Origin of the sequence: Clostridium swellfunianum (assembly GCF_023656515.1) — a bacterium.
Taxonomy (GTDB): Bacteria; Bacillota; Clostridia; order Clostridiales; family Clostridiaceae; genus Clostridium_AT; species Clostridium_AT swellfunianum.
This window is the reverse complement of record NZ_JAMOFV010000006.1, coordinates 3,474,365-3,493,455: the sequence shown is the minus strand read 5'-3', so window position 1 is coordinate 3,493,455 and position 19,091 is coordinate 3,474,365. Positions and strand designations below refer to the sequence as shown.

Genomic DNA, 19,091 nt, shown 5'->3' with positions numbered 1-19,091 from the left:
AGCTTCCTCCATTGCAGATTACTTTGCTCACCTTATTATATCATTCAAAAGATAGAATGCACATTAAATTCCTCGAAGGACAAAAGGGTATAAAGTTTAGCTTTATACCCTTTTAGACATAAGGTTTCAATAAATAGCCATATTTCATAGACGATTTACTTTTGATTAGCCTCATATGCTTTTACAATAATGTCAGGTGAGAAATAGTTATTTACATCAACGGCCTTTTCTAACGCCTTACTTGCTATGAAAGACTTCTGCTGGTTTTCATACCATTTTTTCAAGGTTCCATTCTTAGCTATATCATAAACAAGTTTAGCTTCCGGCCAATCTCCTTCGCCTATAGATTGCTTAATAACCGCTGGATCCTGCTCAATAAACTGTGCTACCCAGCCTGCAACTTCCTCTATGTGGGTTTTCTTGTAGTCTTGTGCTTTTAAAAGAGCTCTAGTGAAGCGAATAAGCTTATCTTGATTTTTGTTGAAGTAGTCGTTAGTACAAATCCAGCTGGATGGAAACACCATTTGTTCTTTATAAGTATTGTTGTTTGCCAGCATAACTACCTTGTCACCTAGCTTTTCCTTTACAGTTATTGTTGATGGAGACCATATTGCACATGCATCAATCTTGCCCGTTACCATAGCTGTAACAGCAGCTGATGGATCCATTTGCACTATCTTAACATCATTCTGAGTCAAACCCACAGATGCAAGTGCAAGGTTTAATATAATTTCACTGGAGGTTCCAAGTGAAGTACCTATTGTCTTTCCTTTAAGGTCCGCTATAGTATTTACTCCCTTTTCTTTATTTCCTAAAACTTCATCTGCAAGACTTGTACCGTCAAGAGTAAATATTTTAGCCTGCCCTTTTGCAGCAAGAGAATGTGCTCCATGTCCGATTTGAGCTACGTCGATGTTTCCGCTGCCCATAGCTGCAATTTCTTCAGGACCCTTTGCAAATTTAACAGCCTCTACATCAATACCCTGTTCATCAAAATAACCTTTCTTAATTGCTGTAATCAATGTGCTGGCGCTGCCCATGTTTGGCATGTACGCAACTCTCATTTTTATGCGCTCTACTTTAGATGATGAAGCTGGTTCATTCTTTTGCGGAGCTGTACTGGTATTTGTTCCGTTACTGCATCCTGCAAGCACTGATACGCTTAAAGCTGCAATCAATACTGTACTTAAAATCTTCTTCATTGCTATTTCCTCCCTTTTCCCCTTTAAATTTATACTGTGAATTTTTTATTTAATTTTAAATGCTTTCGCATCAAAATCCTTTATCTTCTTACCTCCAGATACTCCTGGTAAACTCTACTCCAAATATAATTTTTAAGTTCTAAAAACTCCTTTGTCATTTTTGTTTCCTGGGTACGAGGATAAGGTATGTCAATATTAACAACTTCCTTCACACGACCTGGGCGAGCACTCATTATAACTACACGTTGAGCTAGAATAATTGCTTCATCCACATCATGTGTAATAAAGAAGCAGGTCTTACGTTCATTTTCCCAAGCTTTTAGAAGTTCAGACTGCAGCTGCGTTCTAGTTTGAGCATCCAGAGCACCAAAGGGTTCATCCATTAGGAGTACTTCAGGATTCATCGCATAGGCTCTCGCAATAGCAACACGCTGTTTCATACCTCCTGAAAGTTCCTTTGGGTAGCTGTCTGCAAAGTCTTCCAAATCGACCATCTTAAGATACTTGTTTGTAATCTTATCTGCCTCTTCCTTTTTTATCCCCTTAAGTTTTAGACCAAACTCTACATTTTTACGAACTGTAAGCCAAGGAAATAATGCATATTGCTGAAACACAACACCACGCTCAGGTCCAGGACCTTCTACCACTTTTCCATCTACGTAAATATCGCCTGAAGTAGCGGTGTCAAGACCAGCTATTATATTTAATAAAGTAGATTTTCCGCACCCAGATGGACCAATTACACAGACGAATTCATTATCTGCAATATCTAGGCTTACTCCATTAAGTGCAACCATTTCACCATTTCTGCCATTGTAAATTTTTTTAACATTTTCGATTTTAACCTTTATCTTACCTGTGTTTCCTGCCATCCAGTTAATCTCCTCTCAATAAATTTTACAAGCTTCTCAAGTGAGATACCTATGATACCTATGATTATGATACCCATCAAAACTGTGGACATATCGAAATATTGTCCTGCTGAGGTTACCATCATTCCAAGTCCGCTAGAAGCCCCCGTCATTTCTGCAGCAATAAGAGTAGTTAATGCTGCAGATAATCCAAGTCGTACACCAACCAGAATGAAAGGTGTTGAGGCAGGTACTACTACTTTAATAAATATATCCCTATTCTTTGCTCCAAGTACTTTTGCCGCTTTAATTAAAGTGACATCCACATTACGTACTCCCTGATAAATTGATATAACATTTACAAGGAATGTAGCAATAAAAATAACCACTATTTTAGCTTCTTCACCTACACCAACTCCTGCGATAACCAAGGGAATATACGCAATTGGCGGAATATTTCTAACAAATTGTATCCATGGCTCTACTAAATTTCTAAAAACACTATACCAGCCCATTAGAAAAGCAACTGGAATCGCTACTATAAATCCAAAACTAAAACCGCCAAACACACGAAATAAGCTTGTACCTATATGCTTCCAAATGGTTCCATCAGCAGCTTTTTTCAAAAACGATTTAATAATTAACGCTGGAGAACTGAAAACCATTGCAGTCTTAGGCATAATTGATAACAGCTGTAAAAGTCCTATAGCTAGTACAAAAGAAATAATCAGCCATACCCAATCAGGTATACTTACAATGTTCTTACTCACAGCATTCTGATTTTTTTTCATATAACCCCTCTTTTCCTAAATTTAAATTGCTAATATTGACTATGAATACGTTTAACGATTATTGTTTATATATTCATTATAGCGAGCTCTTTCTCAAAATATCAGTATGAAATTTAATCATACTTTTTTAAGAGTTTAAACATTTCTGATTTATAAGCTTCTACACCAGGCTGGTCAAATGGATTAACAGCATTAAACATTCCAGAAATATAGCAGGTAAACTGAAAAAAATAAAACAACTGACCAAAATAATATGGAGTTAACTTAGATACGGTAATGATATTGCATGGTACAGAACCTGATGTATGTGCTTGTACTGTGGCACGAAAAGCAATATCGTTAATCATCTTGACTTCCATGTAGTCCAGATAATCAAATCCATCTGTAATCTTAATATCTGGATGTACTCTATAATTTTTCGCTACATTTTCTACATGCAGGAATAACTCTGCAAGATTTCGCTTTCCACTTTGTATATATTGTCCAACAGAATGCAGATCTTCTGAAAAAGAACATGCAACAGGATACAGACCTTTGTGGTTCTTTCCCTCGCTTTCTGCAAACAGCTGCACCCACCACTTAGAAAAGTACTCCAGATCCGGCTCAAAGAAGGAAAGAAACTCCATAGCGAAGCCCCGTTCTTCCAACAGATGCCTTATAACTGCATAAATCACCGCAGGATTCGCCCTAAATGATATGCCCTTTAATTCACGCTCCATTTCCATTGCACCATACAGGATTTCTTCAATATCAATGCCTGCCGCGGCAGAAGGAAATAATCCAACTGGTGAGAGTACAGAAAAACGTCCTCCAATATCCTTAGGAAATGGTAGAAACATGTAGCCGTTTTCATCAGCTAGTCTATGAAGTGGGCTTCCTTCAGTTCCAGTAACTATCACCCTTTCAGCAATATCATCTCCATATTGTTCCCACATAAACCTACGTAGAATTCTAAATGAAAGCCCTGGTTCTAAGGTTTCAAAGTTTTTGGCGATTATATTCATATAAACAGATTTTCCCTTAAGTTTATCTAGAAGCTCGCATATTGCATTGCTGGAAAGATTATTTCCGGCGTATAAGACCTCAACCTTTGATTCTTTTGCTAGCGCCTTAATGAGAGAGCGAGCACCATTATTAGAACCACCTACGCCGATAAGAACAAAAACATCAGCTTTTTCACAAATTTCCTGTGATTTTTGCTTCATTTTAACTATAAGCTCTTGGGTTTTCCACTTTTCCACATTAAACCATCCAAAAAACTGTTCTTTGTCCTCTTTTTTTTCAGAAAAAAGTTGTTTTAGTGTTTCTTCATTCTCCTCAATGTAGTTAAAAACATTGTTATCTCCTAAAAAAGCCAATGAATTTTCAAAGTCAAATTTAAGCATCCCATTACCTCCCGCATCCTAGTAATAGACGATTTATAAAATCAATTTATCAATATATAACTAATGATATTAGCTGTTTGTATGAGTAAACTTGGTTGTCTTAATAAAGAAAAAGGCCTCCTCAGGCCCTTGGTTTTAACTTAATTTTTCCGTTAACCTTTTAATTTCTTCTATCAGCTGATTTCTATCAGGTGGAAAACCATTATTAACATAGAATCTTGTTGCTGCGTTTGATATTGCTAATTTTTCGCTAATGTTAAGGTTATTAAGACAGGAGGCTATATATCCTCCATTAAAAGTATCGCCTGCACCAGTTGTTACCACCGGACTTAAACAATAATCTTGTACCATAAATGCTGTACCTTCTGATTTTGAAGCAGCTAAAGCATAATGAGGTGTGTGAATAATAATTTCATCAAGATTTATTTTTTCCCTTATGGAAGCTGCTGCTATACCAACTTGCTCAAGATTCTCTGTAATTTCTTCGTCAAAATAAGAAAATAACAGCACAGCTTCATGTTCATTCAGACTTAGTGTCATTGGTATTCTATTGTTTAAACCTCCTAACACATTAAATGTTTCTTTTATTGCTTCTACACTTCTCTTCTTTATATTGGCAAAATCAAAAAACATTCTTTTAGTGTTATTTTCTATGAGGTAATTATCATAAATGTTAGTTATCAGTTCATCAAATCCGGGCATATTTGACCAGTATCCCAACGAAACAATATCAGCATCAGCAAATATCATTTTTAAGTTTTCATATCCAAGTATGCTAACTAATTCATTCCAATCGAAATCTAAAAGTTCCTTTAAATATGGCATCATTATCTTTCCATCGGAAAATTCAAGAATATTGCTGATAACTGGTTCCCCAACGTTTATTAGAGTGCATTTTTCTTTAAATTCATTAAAAATTGGATCCACCGCATCTTTACCATACATACCAAGCAGAATTGGAGATAAACCAAGGTTTCCTATAACTCTTCCGGTGTTGGCTGTAAAACCTCCGCAGCTTCGGCGTTTTTTTATTAACTCATTAGCCATACCGCCACCACCGCGATTGACTATTATTTCTCCAAACTGTCTCATTTTATCTATTATCTTATATTCATCCTTGCTTATCCTAGTTTCAATAACCTGCCATACCTGATCTATGAAGCCATCAATTCCAAGTATAATCTTTCCATCAACCTTTTCAATATAATCAATCACATGGTTCAAATTCAAGTCAGACCAACCGTTTTGTTTCATCCTATCCCCACTCCTTATTAATAATAATCTTATAATTCTCCAGAGAAACACTCTTAGCTTTTTTACTTAATAAAAGAATACAGTAAAATTAATTTCATAATGAAACAATTTCCATATAATTATTGCATGTTAATCATTAACTAGAATTAAGCAAGAGTAATCTCATTCCATAAACTTATTATATAGCCCATCTGACATAATTTCAATATGAAACTATTTGCCTGGATTTATTTTTATATATTAATTCATCACCTCTTAATCTTGAAAGAAACGTTTATAAATTAAGGTTGCAGCCCCAATTTCATATAAGCCATCTACTACTTTACGCCTTGCGAATACCGTGTCCTGAGTTAAAATATTCAATAATCTGTCTCTTGTATACTCCTTTACTAGCTCATAGAAGTACTCACTTTCATCAAATAGTTCACCAGAAAGAATAATAATCTCTGGATTAACAATTTGTATTGTATTAACTAATCCAATACTTAAAATGCTTGCAGCATGTTTTAATTGCTCAATGCATAATAGATCACCTTTAGCTGCACCCTTACAAATTAACTTGTAATCAATAGATTCTATATCTCCCTTAGCTAAATCAATCAGCACTGATTGATTTCCCTGCTTTAAAAGAGCTTTCACAGAACTCTCTACTGACCCAAGTGCGCAGCAAGCTTCGACTGAATTAAACCCTCCATCAACATTTATAATCATCTGGCCAAATTCACCAGTAACGTTATTCTTTCCTCGCAATAAATTTCCATCTGTAATAATACCGCTTCCTATTCCTTCGCTGCAAACTACAAAAATTATATTCTTATATCCAATTCCATAACCATACCAATACTCTCCAAGAGCCCTGGTTTTGGCATTGTTATCTATAAAAACTTGAAGCTTTAATTCTTCCTCAATGAAATCCTTGAGATTTACATCCACAATGTCAGGCTTTGAAGCAAATGTCATAATGGTTCCTTTATTATAGTCTACAGTTCCAGGTACGCCTATGCCTATGCCCAGGATTTTAGACCTATCTATGTTATTAACCTGGCCTAGAATCTCATTAATACAGCTTAGCACTATATGTTTAAAATCATCAACTCCATTAATACGCTTTATACTAGTAGTTTTTTTATAGATTATATTCATGGATAAATCAATAATGGAAGCTTGTATTGCACTCTTTGATATATTTACTCCAACGCAATAGTAAGCTGAAGGATTAATCTGAACATAAACAGGCCTTCTCCCTACATCCGATTCTCCAGCAGCAGTTCCGCCTTCTATAACTAAGCCTTCCTCCAATAGCTGTTCTATGACTCTAGTAACAGTAGGTTTTGAAATGTTCGTACTTTTATAAATATCTGTACGGGAAACAGCATTATTAATTCTTATATAATTCAGAACCTTAGTCTTATGATCTTCTCTTATTTGTGAATTTCCTATTTTTTTTGTGTGATTCATGTCTTACCACCTGCCAAATATTTTCACTACAATCTTAACATAATTTGTTCATTTATTCAAAAATCAAAATAATTTATACAACTCCTTTAAAACTTATTGCTATTTTGAATAAAAGTGTTATTATATATGCATATGCTACATTATGCCATATGGAGGATTCTATGCATAAACTTAGTTATTTCAATGAAAACAGCAAACTTTTATTAAGTTTAATACAAAAAAAAGGTCCCATTGCTAAAAGCGAACTTTTACTTATCGGCAACATGACATTAAGTACATTGCAGCGTGCAATAAAACCATTAATAGATGAAGGGCTTATTATCGAATCTGCCATTGGTGAATCTACCGGTGGGCGAAAACCAACTTTATATGATATAAATCCTAAAGATTTTTATGTCATTGGAGTAGATATATCACGGACTTATTTGCGCGTAGTTATTACAAACCTTAATATAAGCAATATATTTTTAGAAAAGGTTCTGCCTATTTCTTCACCTCAGGAAAGTGTCAGGGTAATTTGTAATACAATAACTGAGAAGCTAAACCAGCTGTCCATACCTAAGTCAATGGTGTTGGGTATTGGAATTGGCACAGTAGGGCCTCTTGATAGAGAAAAAGGGCTAATTTTAAACCCGAGAAATTTCCCTTCAAATGAATGGGTCAACTTTCCACTAAAGATGGAAATTGAGAAGAATTTAAATCTTCCCGCTTTTATTGATAATGGTGCTAATTGTGCGGTATTGGCTGAACAATTATTTGGTGCAGGAAGTAGCTTTAAAAGTGTTTCTTATTTTAACTTAGGCATAGGAGTACGAACAGGAATTATATCTTCTGGAAGCTTGATTAGAACTACTACCGATTCTGAAGATTCCTTTGGTCATATGGTAATTGATATGGACGGTGACAAATGCAGCTGTGGAAACTATGGATGCGTGGAATGCTATTGTTCTATTAATGCCATAAAAAATAAATTTATATCAAAAGTAAAGATTGGAAGAAATACTAGTTCTTCTAAACCTTTAGATGAAATTACGTATATGGATATCTGTAAAATGGCTGAAAATGGAGATGAGCTCGCTAAAGAAGTAATAACCAACTCAGCATCAGTTTTTGGTTTAGCCCTTGCTAATTATATTAATCTATTAAATCCTGAGCTTGTTATCTTAAGCGGTCCATTAATTAAATACTCGCCGCTATTTTATAGCGTAGCTACAGCAACAGCATCTAAAAGATTTTATCTTAAAGATAGAAGCAAGATTATTTTTAATAAAGGAGGGAATTTTCAAGATAATTCTATAGCTCTAGGTTCTGCGGCTATGGTGTTTGAAGACTTACTAAGCAAATAATACTATATGGGGGATGTATATGTTAAGAAAAGATAAGTTTAAAATGTTATTTGAGCTGTTTTTATGTTTCTTTAAAATTGGCTGCTTTACTTTCGGAGGCGGCTTTGCCATGATTCCTCTGATTGAAAGAGAAATAGTCACCAATAAAAAATGGGTGACAGAAGAAGAAGTTATAGATGTATTTGCAGTTTCTCAATCATTGCCTGGTGCAATAGCAATTAATACATCCACTTTTATCGGATATAAGATTATTGGTAGGGCTGGTGCAATTGCCGCTACTGCAGGAGTTATACTGCCTTCAGTGATAATCATTACTCTTATTGCTGCATTTTTTTCAATATTTAACAATAACCCTGTATTTGAAGCAATTTTTTCAGGAATAAGACCTGCTATAGTATCGCTAATACTGATAGCTGGACTAAAAATCGGCAAATCTTCTGTTAAAGACAAAATTGGTGCAATTATTATGCTGTCAACTCTTACACTAGTAACAATTTTTGATGTACATGCCATAATTGCTGTAGTTGGCGGCGCATTGATAGGAATAACAATATACAAGTTATTTCCAAAGGTTTCAGAAAAAATTGTTAATACGGGCGGTGATAAGAAATGATATTTTTAAAGTTATTTATTTCCTTTTTCAAAATAGGATTATTCAGCTTTGGCGGCGGCTATGCCATGATTCCTTTAATCCAAAGTGAACTAGAAGCAAATAATTGGCTTAGTTCTTCAGAATTTATTGATATAATCGCAATAGCTGAAATGACTCCTGGACCAATTGCGGTTAATTCTGCAACCTTTGTTGGTTATAAAGCAGCTGGTTTTTGGGGTGGAATAGTAGCAACCTTTGGTGTTGCACTACCTTCCTTGCTGCTTATCCTTATTATTTCAAATGTTTTCTTTAAGTTTCAAAAGCATCCACTAAACATCATGATATTTTATGGTATTAGACCTGTGATTGCAGGGCTTATTCTTTCTGCAGCAATTGTAGTTGCAAAAACTGCCTTTTTCCATGAAAGTGTTGTATCAACAGGTTCATTTGGAAAAGCCTTAGCTACTAATCCACTTAGCATCATAAACTTTGAAGGAGCAATAATCTTTGTAATAAGTTTAATTGCTCTTATAAAGTTCAAGCTTCATCCTATACTTGTACTTCTTGGTTCTGGAGCAATAGGTGTATTATTTTACTATATTAAATAAATGAAGCAAGAGGCAGGGAAAGTTTCCTGCCTCTTGCTTCATTTAAGTATATTCTGTCAGATGCATCCTTTTATGTAAACTACCCTAATATTCAATTCCTTCTCTTGAAAAAACACCTTTTTCCATGTAGTGCTTTATTTCTTTCATTTCTGTCACTAAATCAGCCCTATCCTTTATAGAAGCTGGTACATTTCTTCCTGTTAAAATAATTTCCATAGAGCTTGGTTTGTTATCTATTAGTTCTATAACCTGTTGTTCTGTTAAAAGCTTGTTTGAAAGAATGCCCATAATCTCATCCATTATAAACACATCACAGCTGTTGTTTTTAATAACTTCTACTGCAAATTCATAAGCTCTGTTTACTTCTTCCTTTAAAACAGCTTTCTCAGCATCATTAAGAGTCCAGAAGAAGCCTTTTTTACTTTCAAATCTGAAAATCTGAAATTTATCTCCTATAAGCTTTGAGATTTCAAGCTCTCCTGTGGGATCAGTTTTAAGAAACTGAAGCATGTATACCCTTAGTCCATTTCCTACAGCTCTCATTGCTTGGCCTATGGCTGCGGTTGTCTTTCCTTTTCCATTTCCAGTGTATACTTGAACATATCCCTTTTCCAACTTATCCATTAATATTTCTTCCTCCCTTGAACTCTTTATTTTTTATTCTGTACGCCAGATTAATTAGACTATAGAAAAATTCCATGTTTCCATAAAAATTAACATGTGCATAGGCTGCAACCACATTCTTTTTAACATAGCCGCACTTCCAGCTTCTTTCATAGCCATAGTAGTTTTTATTTAATGTAAATATGACAGGCTCTTCTACTTCTACATAGCTTTTATGAAATTCGTGGCAATTTATCTTTAAACCCTTCTTAAAGATGTGGTTTTCCTCTGTCACCTGCAGTTCTGCATACCCAAAATTCACAAGTCTGTCACTCATTTTATATAGACCGTTGAAGAATCCAACCAGCCTGCTAGCTTCCGAGCCTTTAGTTAAATACATCAGCCCGCCGCACTCTGCATAGGCCGGAAGCCCTTTATCCAATTTAGTTTTTATATCTGTTAACAGTTCTTTATTGCTGCTTAGCTCCTTTTCAAAAACCTCTGGATAACCGCCGCCAATATAAAGAAAATCTATATCCTCAGGCAGCTTTTTATCTTTCATAGGACTAAAAGGAATTAGTTGACCCACTTCTTCAAACAGCTCCAGGTTGTCTTTATAGTAAAAGCTAAAAGCCTTATCGTAAGCATAAGCTATTTTTAACGGTTTGCTTTGATAATTAAAAATCAGATTATCATATTTGATTTCAGCATAATCACTTTTATTAAGCTCTTCTGTTTCTACTAGGCAGTTTATTATTTCTTCTACGTCCACATGGTTTTCCAAAATGCCTGCAGCAATAGCTATTTTTTTATCCAAGTCTTCAATTTCACTGCTTTGAACAAGACCTAAATGCCTGCTTCCCAGTTCAATTCTTTCATCGCTGGGCATATAGCCTAATACTTTTAATGGTGTATTTATTTCTATCATCTTTTTCAAAAGCTCATAATAAGCTTCATTAACATTGTTAAGAACTACTCCCTTTATATTTGCCTTTTCATAATTTAAAAGACCGAGAAGCTCTGCACAAAGAGTGTTGCTTTGAGCCTTTGGTGTAATTACTATTATTATAGGTACATTTAATACCTGCGATAAATGATAGGTAGAATATTTGCTGTCATAGCCTAAACCATCATACAAGCCCATGACACCCTCAATTATGCCTACATTTCCTTTACCTTTTGAAAATGATGCTTTTACGCCTTCCTCACCCATCATAAACAAATCTAAATTTCTTGAAGCTTTTTTGCACAAATGCGTATGAAAGGCAGTATCTATATAATCCGGACCCGTCTTGTAGCCTTGAACCTGAAAACCTCTATCAAGCAATGCCTTCATCAGCGCCAAAGTAAAAGTACTTTTGCCGCCTCCGCTGCAATTTGAGGATATTATTATACTTTTCATTCTTACCCCCTCATCCTTCCTATACAATAGGAATTATATATGGACACTTGCTAATAGGATTTTCAAAGACTTCCACTGTAAGATTATAAACATTTTTAATATTTTCCTTATTTATAACCTCCCAAGGCTTTCCCATTGCAGCAACTTGTCCTTTGTTGATTAGTATAAGTTCATCGCTAAAAATGGAAGCCAAATTCAAATCATGCAGCACAGAAACAATAACCTTATCTTTTTTCAAGCTCTTAAATATGCTTAAAAATTCTACCTGATACTGTATGTCAAGGTGAGAGGTAGGTTCATCTAAAAGGATAATATCTGTTTCCTGACTTAAGGCTCTTGCTGCCACTACTCTTTGCACCTCGCCGCCGCTTAACTGTGTAATAAGCTTATCCTTTAACTGCCATGTATTTGTAAGTTCCATATACCTTTGAGCTATCTTTTTATCTTCTATATCAAAGTCTTGAAATCTTCTTTTATAGGGGCTCCTTCCCATAATAACTATATCAAAAACCGTAAACTCATAGTCAATCATAATATTTTGAGGAATTACCGCCATATTTTTAGCTAGATTTTTGCTGTTAAAACCTAGTATATCCTCTTCGTTAATAAATACAGTTTTCTGTGCTGGAGCTAGTATCTTTGAAATATTTTTAATAAAAGTGGATTTCCCTGACCCATTAGGTCCAATAATGGAATAAAACTTACCCTTGTTAAAATCTAAGCTTATATCCTTTAAAATTTCTTTTCCTGCATAAGCAAAGCTAAGATTTTTCACGCTTATATGCTGCATCCCTCTATCCACTCCTTCTCTTCATTTTTATAAGAAGATATATGAAAAATGGAGACCCTATTAAAGCTGTAACCGCTCCAACAGGCAATTCTGCTGGTGCAGCTATAGTCCTTGCTGCTGTATCTGCTAATAATAAAAACAGTGCTCCTCCTAAGGCTGAAAATGGAATTAGAGCTTTATTATTTGGACCCAAAATAATTCTCATCATATGCGGCACCAGAAAGCCTACAAACCCAATTATTCCTGAGAAAGAAACGCTGACAGCCATAATCAGTGAAGAAATCAGTATTATAAGTTTTTTGAGTTTTTCTGTATCAACACCTAGAGTTTTGGCTGTATCATCTCCAGTAAGCATTAAGTTAAAATCCTTATAAAAAAAGAAAATAGTCGCCGTTCCAATAAGTACAACTGGAGCTGTTATAAAAATATTTTTCCAGCTTGAAGCATTAAAGCTTCCCATCATCCAAAACACTATTTTATTGACTTCTTCCTGATTAAAAACCATTATTATTGAAATCATGGCTGACATTAAAAAGCTAACTGCGCTTCCTGCAAGCAATAGATTCGTAGTTGTTACCTTCCCTCTAACCTGCGCTATAGAATAAACTAAAATAGTTGTAGCTGCAGCACCAATAAAAGCAAATATAGTTACAATACTCAAAGAAGCAATATTTCCTGGAAGCTTTACAACTATAGCAATAGCTGCACCCAAAGCTGCTCCTGAGGATATACCTAGCACATATGGGTCTGCCATAGGGTTTTTAAATAGAGCTTGGAAGGAAGCGCCTACTACTGAAAGCCCCATTCCTACCAGACTGGCCATTACAATTCTCGGCAGCCTTACCATAAATATAATTAGGAAATGTGTATTAGACACATTTCCTTTAATATATTCCCCTATAACTGGTAAAGATTTTAAAACTGCAGTTAAAACATTATATGGAGTTATATTTGCGCTTCCCATGGCAGTGGCTGCAATAGCAACTGCTGCATAAACTAGCAGTAACACTGCAAAAACCATTTTTTTTCTCTTTACCACAATTTTTTTCATGCTTTACACCTTATTTAAAAAGTTCTGGATGAAGTATTTTTGCTAGTGCTTCAACGCCCTCTGCTAGTCTTGGACCCTGTCTGTTTAAAAGATTATCATCTATTTCTATTACCTTATTGTTCTTTACAGCAGACAATTCTTTATAGCCAGCAGTTCCTATAAACTGATCCTTCATTCCAAAGTTTTTTGATATAACAATATATTCAGGATTATTTTCTATAATTTTTTCAAGGCTGTATTTCCAACCTGAGGCATCTTTTGCAATGTTCTTTCCTCCAGCCATTCCAATCATTTGAGCTATAAAGGTATCTCCAGTAGCAGTATAGTCTCCATCTTTACCAAAGCCTACAACATAGTAAACCTTTGGAGCTTCTTTTCCCTTAACCTTTTCCTCAACAGCTTCAATCTTTTTCTTCATTGAAGCTACTAAGCTTTTAGCACTGTCTTGAGCATTTAATATTTGTCCTAAAGTATCAATTGACTCATATGCTCCAGTAAAGTCCTTTGCATTATAAAACACAACGATTTTTATTCCTAAATCTCCTAGCTTTTTAGCTACATCATCTTTAAAATGTGTTGATGCAATAACAACATCTGGCTTTAATTCAATTATTTTTTCTACATTTGGATCTGTTAGGGATCCAATGCTTTCAACGTTCTTAACCTTCTCTGGATAATCATCATAATCTGTTCTTCCAACAAGTAAGTCGCCCTTACCTAGAGCATAAACTATTTCTGTAATACTTGGAGCAACAGAAATAATTCTCTTTGGCTCCTTATCTATTATCACTTCTTTTCCTTTGGAATCTTTAACTGTTAGTGGATATTTAGTTCCTGAAGCTTCCTTTGTAGTTTTGCTGGCATTTTCCTTTGTACTTGTGCTTGTGCAAGCAGCAAAGGATACCATCATTATTACTGCTAATAGTGCTGCTGTTAAATTTCTAAATAATTTTTTCATTTAATATTCCTTCTTTCTCTAAACTTATTTTGTTTCTTTTTCTCTTATATCAATGAGCTTATCCTTCGATTCATTGTCTATGCCAATACCGTCAAAGGTTGCCATATTGTTAACTACATGAAGTGCCGCCTCTATAACGTTAAAAGCAAGAGGGCAGCCACTTCCTTCTCCAAGCCTCATGTTTAAATGAAGAATCGGCTCCAGGCCTATATATTCAAAAGCATAATTTACAGCCTTTTCATCAGATTTATGAGAGGTGAACATATAGTCTTTGCTTTCTGGCTTTAATAGGTACGCACATAGTGCCGCTGAGCAGGAAATTACTCCGTCTATTACTATTGCCTTGTTATTTTTTGCTGCTGATAAAAAGCATCCGCATAACCCTGCTATATCAAAGCCTCCTACTTTGCTTAATACATCTATAACATCTTCCTTATTAGGCTTATTGATTTCCAAGGCTTTTTTCAAAACTCTTTTCTTGTTTTCAAACTGCTCCTCTGTTAAGCCAGCTCCTTTGCCAACCAACTCATCAATATCTATTTCTAAAAGCGAAGCTATAACCGCTGCACTGGTAGAAGTATTGCCAATTCCCATCTCTCCAGTTCCAAGCAAATCAAAGCCTTCGCTGCAAAGCTTATCTGTAATTTCTATACCTGCTTCTATAGCTTTTACTGCTTCTTCTCTGGTCATAGCTTGGCCCTTGCACATATTTGCAGTGCCATTATTTACTTTCTTATTTATTACCTTTGTGTTATCAATTTCTCCATTAACTCCAACATCAACAACGGTTAACTCTGAACCTGCAAAGGAAGCAAGTACACCAACGCCGGTTTTCATTTCCGGAATACCATTTGTCATTACTTTGGTTATTATTTGATCTGCTGCGCTTACACCTTCTTCACAAATTCCATTATCGGAACACATAACCACTATGTTTTTCTTATTAACCTTATTAAAAACCTGCCCTGTTATACCAGCATATCTGGCTGCAATTTCCTCAAGCTTTCCAAGGCTTCCAAGGGGTTTGGTCAAATTATCAATATGCTTCCAGGCTTTTTTTATTGCCTCCTTATCACTTGCAGTTATGGAATTGATAGTTTCTTTTAATAAATTCATAAAAATTCTCCTCTCCATGACTAATTGTCTCTTAAAGGTCCTTTAGCAATTAACCTTTTCGAAATTCATAAATACTTCTAATAACCTGTTATTGTCTTCTCTGCTTTTTACCGCCAATCTTATAAAACTATCGTTCAAGCCTCTGAAATTTCTGCATCTTCTTATCAGTATTCCTTTTGATAGGCAGAAATTGAAAAGCTCTTCTCCTGAGGTTTCCTTAAGCTTTAGAAGAAAAAAATTCCCATGACTTTCATAAAGCTTATCTATAAACTTAAATCCCTTCAGTTTTTGTGAAAAATATTCTCTTTCTTTATAAAGCAGTACTTTAGAGTTATTTATGTACTCTGTATCCTTTAAAACTGTTTTTATGGCAGTCTCTGCAAAGCTGTTTATATTCCATGGTATTTGTGTCTTAGATAGCTTTTCAATAAAAGCCTTATCTGAACTTACGCCATAACCAAATCTGATTCCCGGCATTGCAAAGAATTTGGTAAAGGCTCTTATAATAAAAAGACATTTAAAGTTAGCGCAGCTATCTATAAAGCTTTGATTATCACGACTAACAAACTCCACAAAAGCTTCATCTATTATGATTTTCTTTTTATTCGCCTCACAATATGCGATAATTTCTTCAAAGCACTTTTTATCAATCACTCCCCCATTAGGGTTGTTAGGGTTTGCAATAACCAAACCATCGCAGCGCTCCATATTGTCTAGTATGCTTTTGTAGTTATAGGTAAAATCCTCATTTAGGCTGCAAAATACTATTTCTTCGCTGCAGCTTCTTGCTGTAGTTTCATACTCTGAAAAGGATGGAACAACTATACACGGTCTTTTTAATGCTCCAATAGCCAGATTTATTATTTCTGCTGCTCCGTTGCCTAAAATAATGTTTTCTTCCTTTATCTCTGCCCCTAAATATTCCTTAAGGTGAAATTTCGCTTCTCTATATTTCAAATCCGGATAACAGGTTATATCTTCCAAGGCCTTATAAACATTTTCTTTAAAGCTTTTAGGAACTCCTAAAAAATTTATATTGGAGCTAAAATCCACAAGATTAATCCCTTTAAACTTGCCCTCTGTATATATGTCTCCACCATGCTCTATAAAGCTTTTTTCCTTACTCATCAAACCTTCTCCTTAAAAAATTGCTATTATTAAAATTGCAGCAGCAGCAACAAATATCACTTCAGTTAAAAACATAATCCTATTAGCAGCTGCAATATCTTCTTTTTTAAGCTCTCTTAGTTTGTCTCCAATGGTAGGCTTTTCAACTACTTTTCCAAAATAAACATTATTGCCTCCAAGCTGAACCTTTAAAATTCCTGCTACAGCTGCTTCTGGATAAGCACAGTTAGGACTTTTGTGATTTTTTCTGTCTCTTAACATGATTTTAAAACTTTTTAATATGCCGGAGCCCATAATTGGAGCTGTAAGGCACATAAAAACACCAGTAATCCTTGCTGGCAAATAATTAAATACATCATCTGTTTTAGCTGGAAAAAAACCTATATAAGTATAAGGTTCATTAATATAGCCAACCATTGAATCCATTGTATTTATGCCTTTATACATCATGGCTAGAGGTGCTCCTCCTACAATTCCGTAAAGCAAAGGTGCAATTACTCCATCGGAGGCATTTTCAGCCACAGTTTCTACTGTTGCTCTAATTAATTCTTTTTCTTCCAAGCTTTTAGTGTCTCTCCCAACTATGTAGGAGGTGAATTTTCTAGCAAGAGCTATGTCCTGCTTCAGAAGGGCATAATAAACCTTCATGCTTTCATCCTTTAAGCATTTTGCTGCAATAGTTGTCCATAAAATAAGGATATTGATTATATGAAATAACGGTTTTATTGGCCATGAAAAGTACAATAAGCTAGCAGGCAATAGATAACAGACCAACACCACTATAAGTACCATAATTCCGCCAAGGCTTTTTAAAGCTTCATTGCTTTTAGCAGCAGCTCTTGCTTTGCATTCAATAAACTTTATTAATTTACCGATATATATTATGGGGTGAGGCAGCCAATAAGGATCTCCAAGCATAAAATCTATTATCACAGCAAAAAGGACATCTATTAAATTTGCTACTATAAAATTACTCATGCTGCTTTAGTCCCATTATTTCATAGATTTTATTCATGTCTAAGGATTTCCTTACAATATCCGCAAGCTTGTTTAGCTCTTCTTCTCTGAAGCCTTCATATACAGGGGACTTTCTTTGCGGCATGCCTTTTTCAGCTCTTATTTTGTTAAGCAAATACTGCCTAAATTCTGTGGAATCCAATATTCCATGTATGTAAGTTCCAAAGATAGTTTCTTCTCTATTGAAAATTCCATCAGCCTTATTAGTGTTTAATCCATTCTCTTTAGTTATTGTTATCAAGCTGCTATTGTCTTCTCCTGCTGCAGTTTTACCCATATGAATTTCATAACCATATATGCTTCCTTTAAAATTTTCAAGGCTTACTTGTCCTTCTACTCTGGTCATTACTTTTTCACTCTCAAGAATTGTTGTAGTATTTAAAAGACCTATTCCTTTTATGCTTCCAAGATTGCTCTCAATGTTCAAAGGGTCTCTTATTTCTTTTCCCAGCATTTGATAGCCCCCGCAAATGCCTAGTATCTTTCCTTTTTTGCTGTACTTAACTATTGCTTCTTCAAGCCCTGAGTTTCTTATTGTGTTTAAATCCTCTATAGTGTTTTTACTTCCAGGTATTATAAGCAAATCAGGATTACCAAATTCCTCTTTGCTGGTTATAAATCTAACGCTCACATCCTCTTCACATTTTAAGCAGTCAGCGTCAGTAAAGTTTGAAATATGAGGCAGCATTATAACCGCAACATCTATAGGTGCAGTAACGTTTTTATTTATTTCCATCATGGCTCCATCTTCATCCTCAAGGATTAAGTTAAAATAAGGCACAACACCTATACTTGGTCTTTTTATTATGCCTTCCAGCATATCAACGCCTGGAGCTAAAAGCTTTATGTCTCCTCTAAATTTATTGATTATTGTTCCTTTAACTCTCTCTCTTTCTTCTTCTGTTAAAAGAAGCATTGTTCCCGCAAGAGATGCAAATACTCCACCCTTATCTATATCTCCCACTATGATTACAGGTGCATCTACAAGCTCTGCCATACCCATGTTTACAATGTCTCTGTCTCTAAGGTTTATCTCAGCAGGACTGCCTGCTCCCTCCATAACAATAATGTCAAAATCCTTCTCAAGCTTTAAAAACTGCTCCTTAAGCATATCCTTGAAAAGCACCTTCAAATTGTGATATCCTGCAGCCGTCTCATTGCTATGTACTTTGCCATTTACAATTACCTGACATTTAGTATCTGCTGTGGGCTTTAAAAGTATGGGATTCATATATGCCTGTGGCTCTAAACCAGCAGCATAGGCCTGAAGCACCTGTGCTCTGCCCATTTCTTTGCCGTCTAAGGTTATATAGGAATTTAAGGACATATTTTGAGACTTATAAGGACATACCGAATATCCATCCTGTTTAAAAATTCTACACAGCGCAGCAACAATAAGGCTTTTCCCAACTGAGGAGCCAGTACCTTGAATCATTATCTTTGCCATAGTGCACCTCCTTAAAATTAAAGATAAAATAAAAATGGCAGTACGCTTCAAACGTACTGCCACTAGAATTAACAAATAACCAAAAGATATAT

General features: G+C 35.1%; 18 protein-coding genes. 3 read left to right on the top strand and 15 right to left on the bottom strand.

Annotation, left to right across the window (positions count from 1 at the left end; translation table 11 throughout):
* Nucleotides 1–155: 155 nt before the first annotated feature.
* From NBE98_RS16465 to NBE98_RS16440, 6 genes are all read right to left on the bottom strand, one after another.
* Nucleotides 156–1,202: an ABC transporter substrate-binding protein gene (locus NBE98_RS16465; protein WP_250816107.1), complete on the bottom strand. Its 1,047-nt coding sequence runs from the start codon at nucleotides 1,200–1,202 to the stop codon at nucleotides 156–158.
* A gap of 80 nt (nucleotides 1,203–1,282) precedes the next feature.
* On the bottom strand, nucleotides 1,283–2,074 hold the full coding sequence (locus tag NBE98_RS16460; protein ID WP_250816106.1) for an ABC transporter ATP-binding protein: 792 nt from the start codon (nucleotides 2,072–2,074) through the stop codon (nucleotides 1,283–1,285).
* Nucleotides 2,050–2,844 (bottom strand): ABC transporter permease, encoded by a 795-nt coding sequence (locus NBE98_RS16455; RefSeq protein ID WP_250816105.1) that lies wholly within the window; start codon nucleotides 2,842–2,844, stop codon nucleotides 2,050–2,052. The genes NBE98_RS16460 and NBE98_RS16455 overlap by 25 nt, the downstream gene beginning before the upstream one ends.
* Nucleotides 2,845–2,957: 113 nt before the next feature.
* Nucleotides 2,958–4,229 carry a glucose-6-phosphate isomerase gene (locus NBE98_RS16450; RefSeq protein ID WP_250816104.1) on the bottom strand — a complete coding sequence of 424 codons (1,272 nt, stop codon included), beginning with the start codon at nucleotides 4,227–4,229 and terminating at the stop codon, nucleotides 2,958–2,960.
* Nucleotides 4,230–4,364: 135 nt separating this feature from the next.
* Complete coding sequence (locus NBE98_RS16445; RefSeq protein ID WP_250816103.1) at nucleotides 4,365–5,483, bottom strand: PfkB family carbohydrate kinase; 1,119 nt, start codon at nucleotides 5,481–5,483, stop codon at nucleotides 4,365–4,367.
* 255 nt (nucleotides 5,484–5,738) lie between these two features.
* Nucleotides 5,739–6,941, bottom strand: a complete 1,203-nt coding sequence (locus NBE98_RS16440) for an ROK family transcriptional regulator (protein WP_250816102.1) — start codon at nucleotides 6,939–6,941, stop codon at nucleotides 5,739–5,741.
* 161 nt (nucleotides 6,942–7,102) lie between these two features.
* On the opposite strand from NBE98_RS16440, the gene NBE98_RS16435 reads away from it, so the two are divergent.
* The 3 genes from NBE98_RS16435 to NBE98_RS16425 are packed head-to-tail and all read left to right on the top strand — an operon-like array spanning nucleotide 7,103 to nucleotide 9,487.
* Nucleotides 7,103–8,287 carry an ROK family transcriptional regulator gene (locus NBE98_RS16435; protein WP_250816101.1) on the top strand — a complete coding sequence of 395 codons (1,185 nt, stop codon included), beginning with the start codon at nucleotides 7,103–7,105 and terminating at the stop codon, nucleotides 8,285–8,287.
* A gap of 19 nt (nucleotides 8,288–8,306) precedes the next feature.
* Nucleotides 8,307–8,900: a chromate transporter gene (locus NBE98_RS16430; RefSeq protein ID WP_250816100.1), complete on the top strand. Its 594-nt coding sequence runs from the start codon at nucleotides 8,307–8,309 to the stop codon at nucleotides 8,898–8,900.
* A complete protein-coding gene (locus tag NBE98_RS16425) occupies nucleotides 8,897–9,487 on the top strand; it encodes a chromate transporter (protein ID WP_250816099.1) in 591 nt (196 codons plus the stop codon). Before NBE98_RS16430 ends, NBE98_RS16425 begins: the two co-directional genes overlap by 4 nt.
* 84 nt (nucleotides 9,488–9,571) lie before the next feature.
* Here the strand turns inward: NBE98_RS16425 and NBE98_RS16420 are convergent, their stop codons facing one another.
* Genes NBE98_RS16420 through NBE98_RS16380 form a run of 9 tightly spaced genes read right to left on the bottom strand, consistent with a single transcriptional unit; the run spans nucleotide 9,572 to nucleotide 18,999 of the window.
* The gene (locus NBE98_RS16420) at nucleotides 9,572–10,111 is read right to left on the bottom strand and encodes a cob(I)yrinic acid a,c-diamide adenosyltransferase (protein WP_250816098.1); all 540 of its coding nucleotides are present in this window, start codon (nucleotides 10,109–10,111) and stop codon (nucleotides 9,572–9,574) included.
* A complete protein-coding gene (locus NBE98_RS16415) occupies nucleotides 10,104–11,492 on the bottom strand; it encodes a cobyrinic acid a,c-diamide synthase CobB (protein ID WP_250816097.1) in 1,389 nt (462 codons plus the stop codon). The genes NBE98_RS16420 and NBE98_RS16415 overlap by 8 nt, the downstream gene beginning before the upstream one ends.
* Nucleotides 11,493–11,511: 19 nt before the next feature.
* A complete protein-coding gene (locus NBE98_RS16410; protein WP_250816096.1) occupies nucleotides 11,512–12,282 on the bottom strand; it encodes an ABC transporter ATP-binding protein in 771 nt (256 codons plus the stop codon).
* 4 nt (nucleotides 12,283–12,286) lie between these two features.
* Nucleotides 12,287–13,333, bottom strand: a complete 1,047-nt coding sequence (locus NBE98_RS16405; protein WP_250816095.1) for a FecCD family ABC transporter permease — start codon at nucleotides 13,331–13,333, stop codon at nucleotides 12,287–12,289.
* 10 nt (nucleotides 13,334–13,343) lie between these two features.
* Entirely contained in the window at nucleotides 13,344–14,291 is a 948-nt protein-coding gene (locus NBE98_RS16400; RefSeq protein ID WP_250816094.1) for an ABC transporter substrate-binding protein, read from the bottom strand.
* A 24-nt stretch (nucleotides 14,292–14,315) separates the two neighbouring features.
* Complete coding sequence (gene cobT, locus NBE98_RS16395; RefSeq protein WP_250816093.1) at nucleotides 14,316–15,407, bottom strand: nicotinate-nucleotide--dimethylbenzimidazole phosphoribosyltransferase; 1,092 nt, start codon at nucleotides 15,405–15,407, stop codon at nucleotides 14,316–14,318.
* A gap of 42 nt (nucleotides 15,408–15,449) precedes the next feature.
* Nucleotides 15,450–16,535 carry a pyridoxal phosphate-dependent aminotransferase gene (locus tag NBE98_RS16390; protein WP_250816092.1) on the bottom strand — a complete coding sequence of 362 codons (1,086 nt, stop codon included), beginning with the start codon at nucleotides 16,533–16,535 and terminating at the stop codon, nucleotides 15,450–15,452.
* Nucleotides 16,536–16,547: 12 nt separating this feature from the next.
* On the bottom strand, nucleotides 16,548–17,513 hold the full coding sequence (cbiB, locus tag NBE98_RS16385; RefSeq protein ID WP_250816091.1) for an adenosylcobinamide-phosphate synthase CbiB: 966 nt from the start codon (nucleotides 17,511–17,513) through the stop codon (nucleotides 16,548–16,550).
* Nucleotides 17,506–18,999: a cobyric acid synthase gene (locus NBE98_RS16380; protein WP_250816090.1), complete on the bottom strand. Its 1,494-nt coding sequence runs from the start codon at nucleotides 18,997–18,999 to the stop codon at nucleotides 17,506–17,508. The genes cbiB and NBE98_RS16380 overlap by 8 nt, the downstream gene beginning before the upstream one ends.
* Nucleotides 19,000–19,091: the final 92 nt, after the last annotated feature.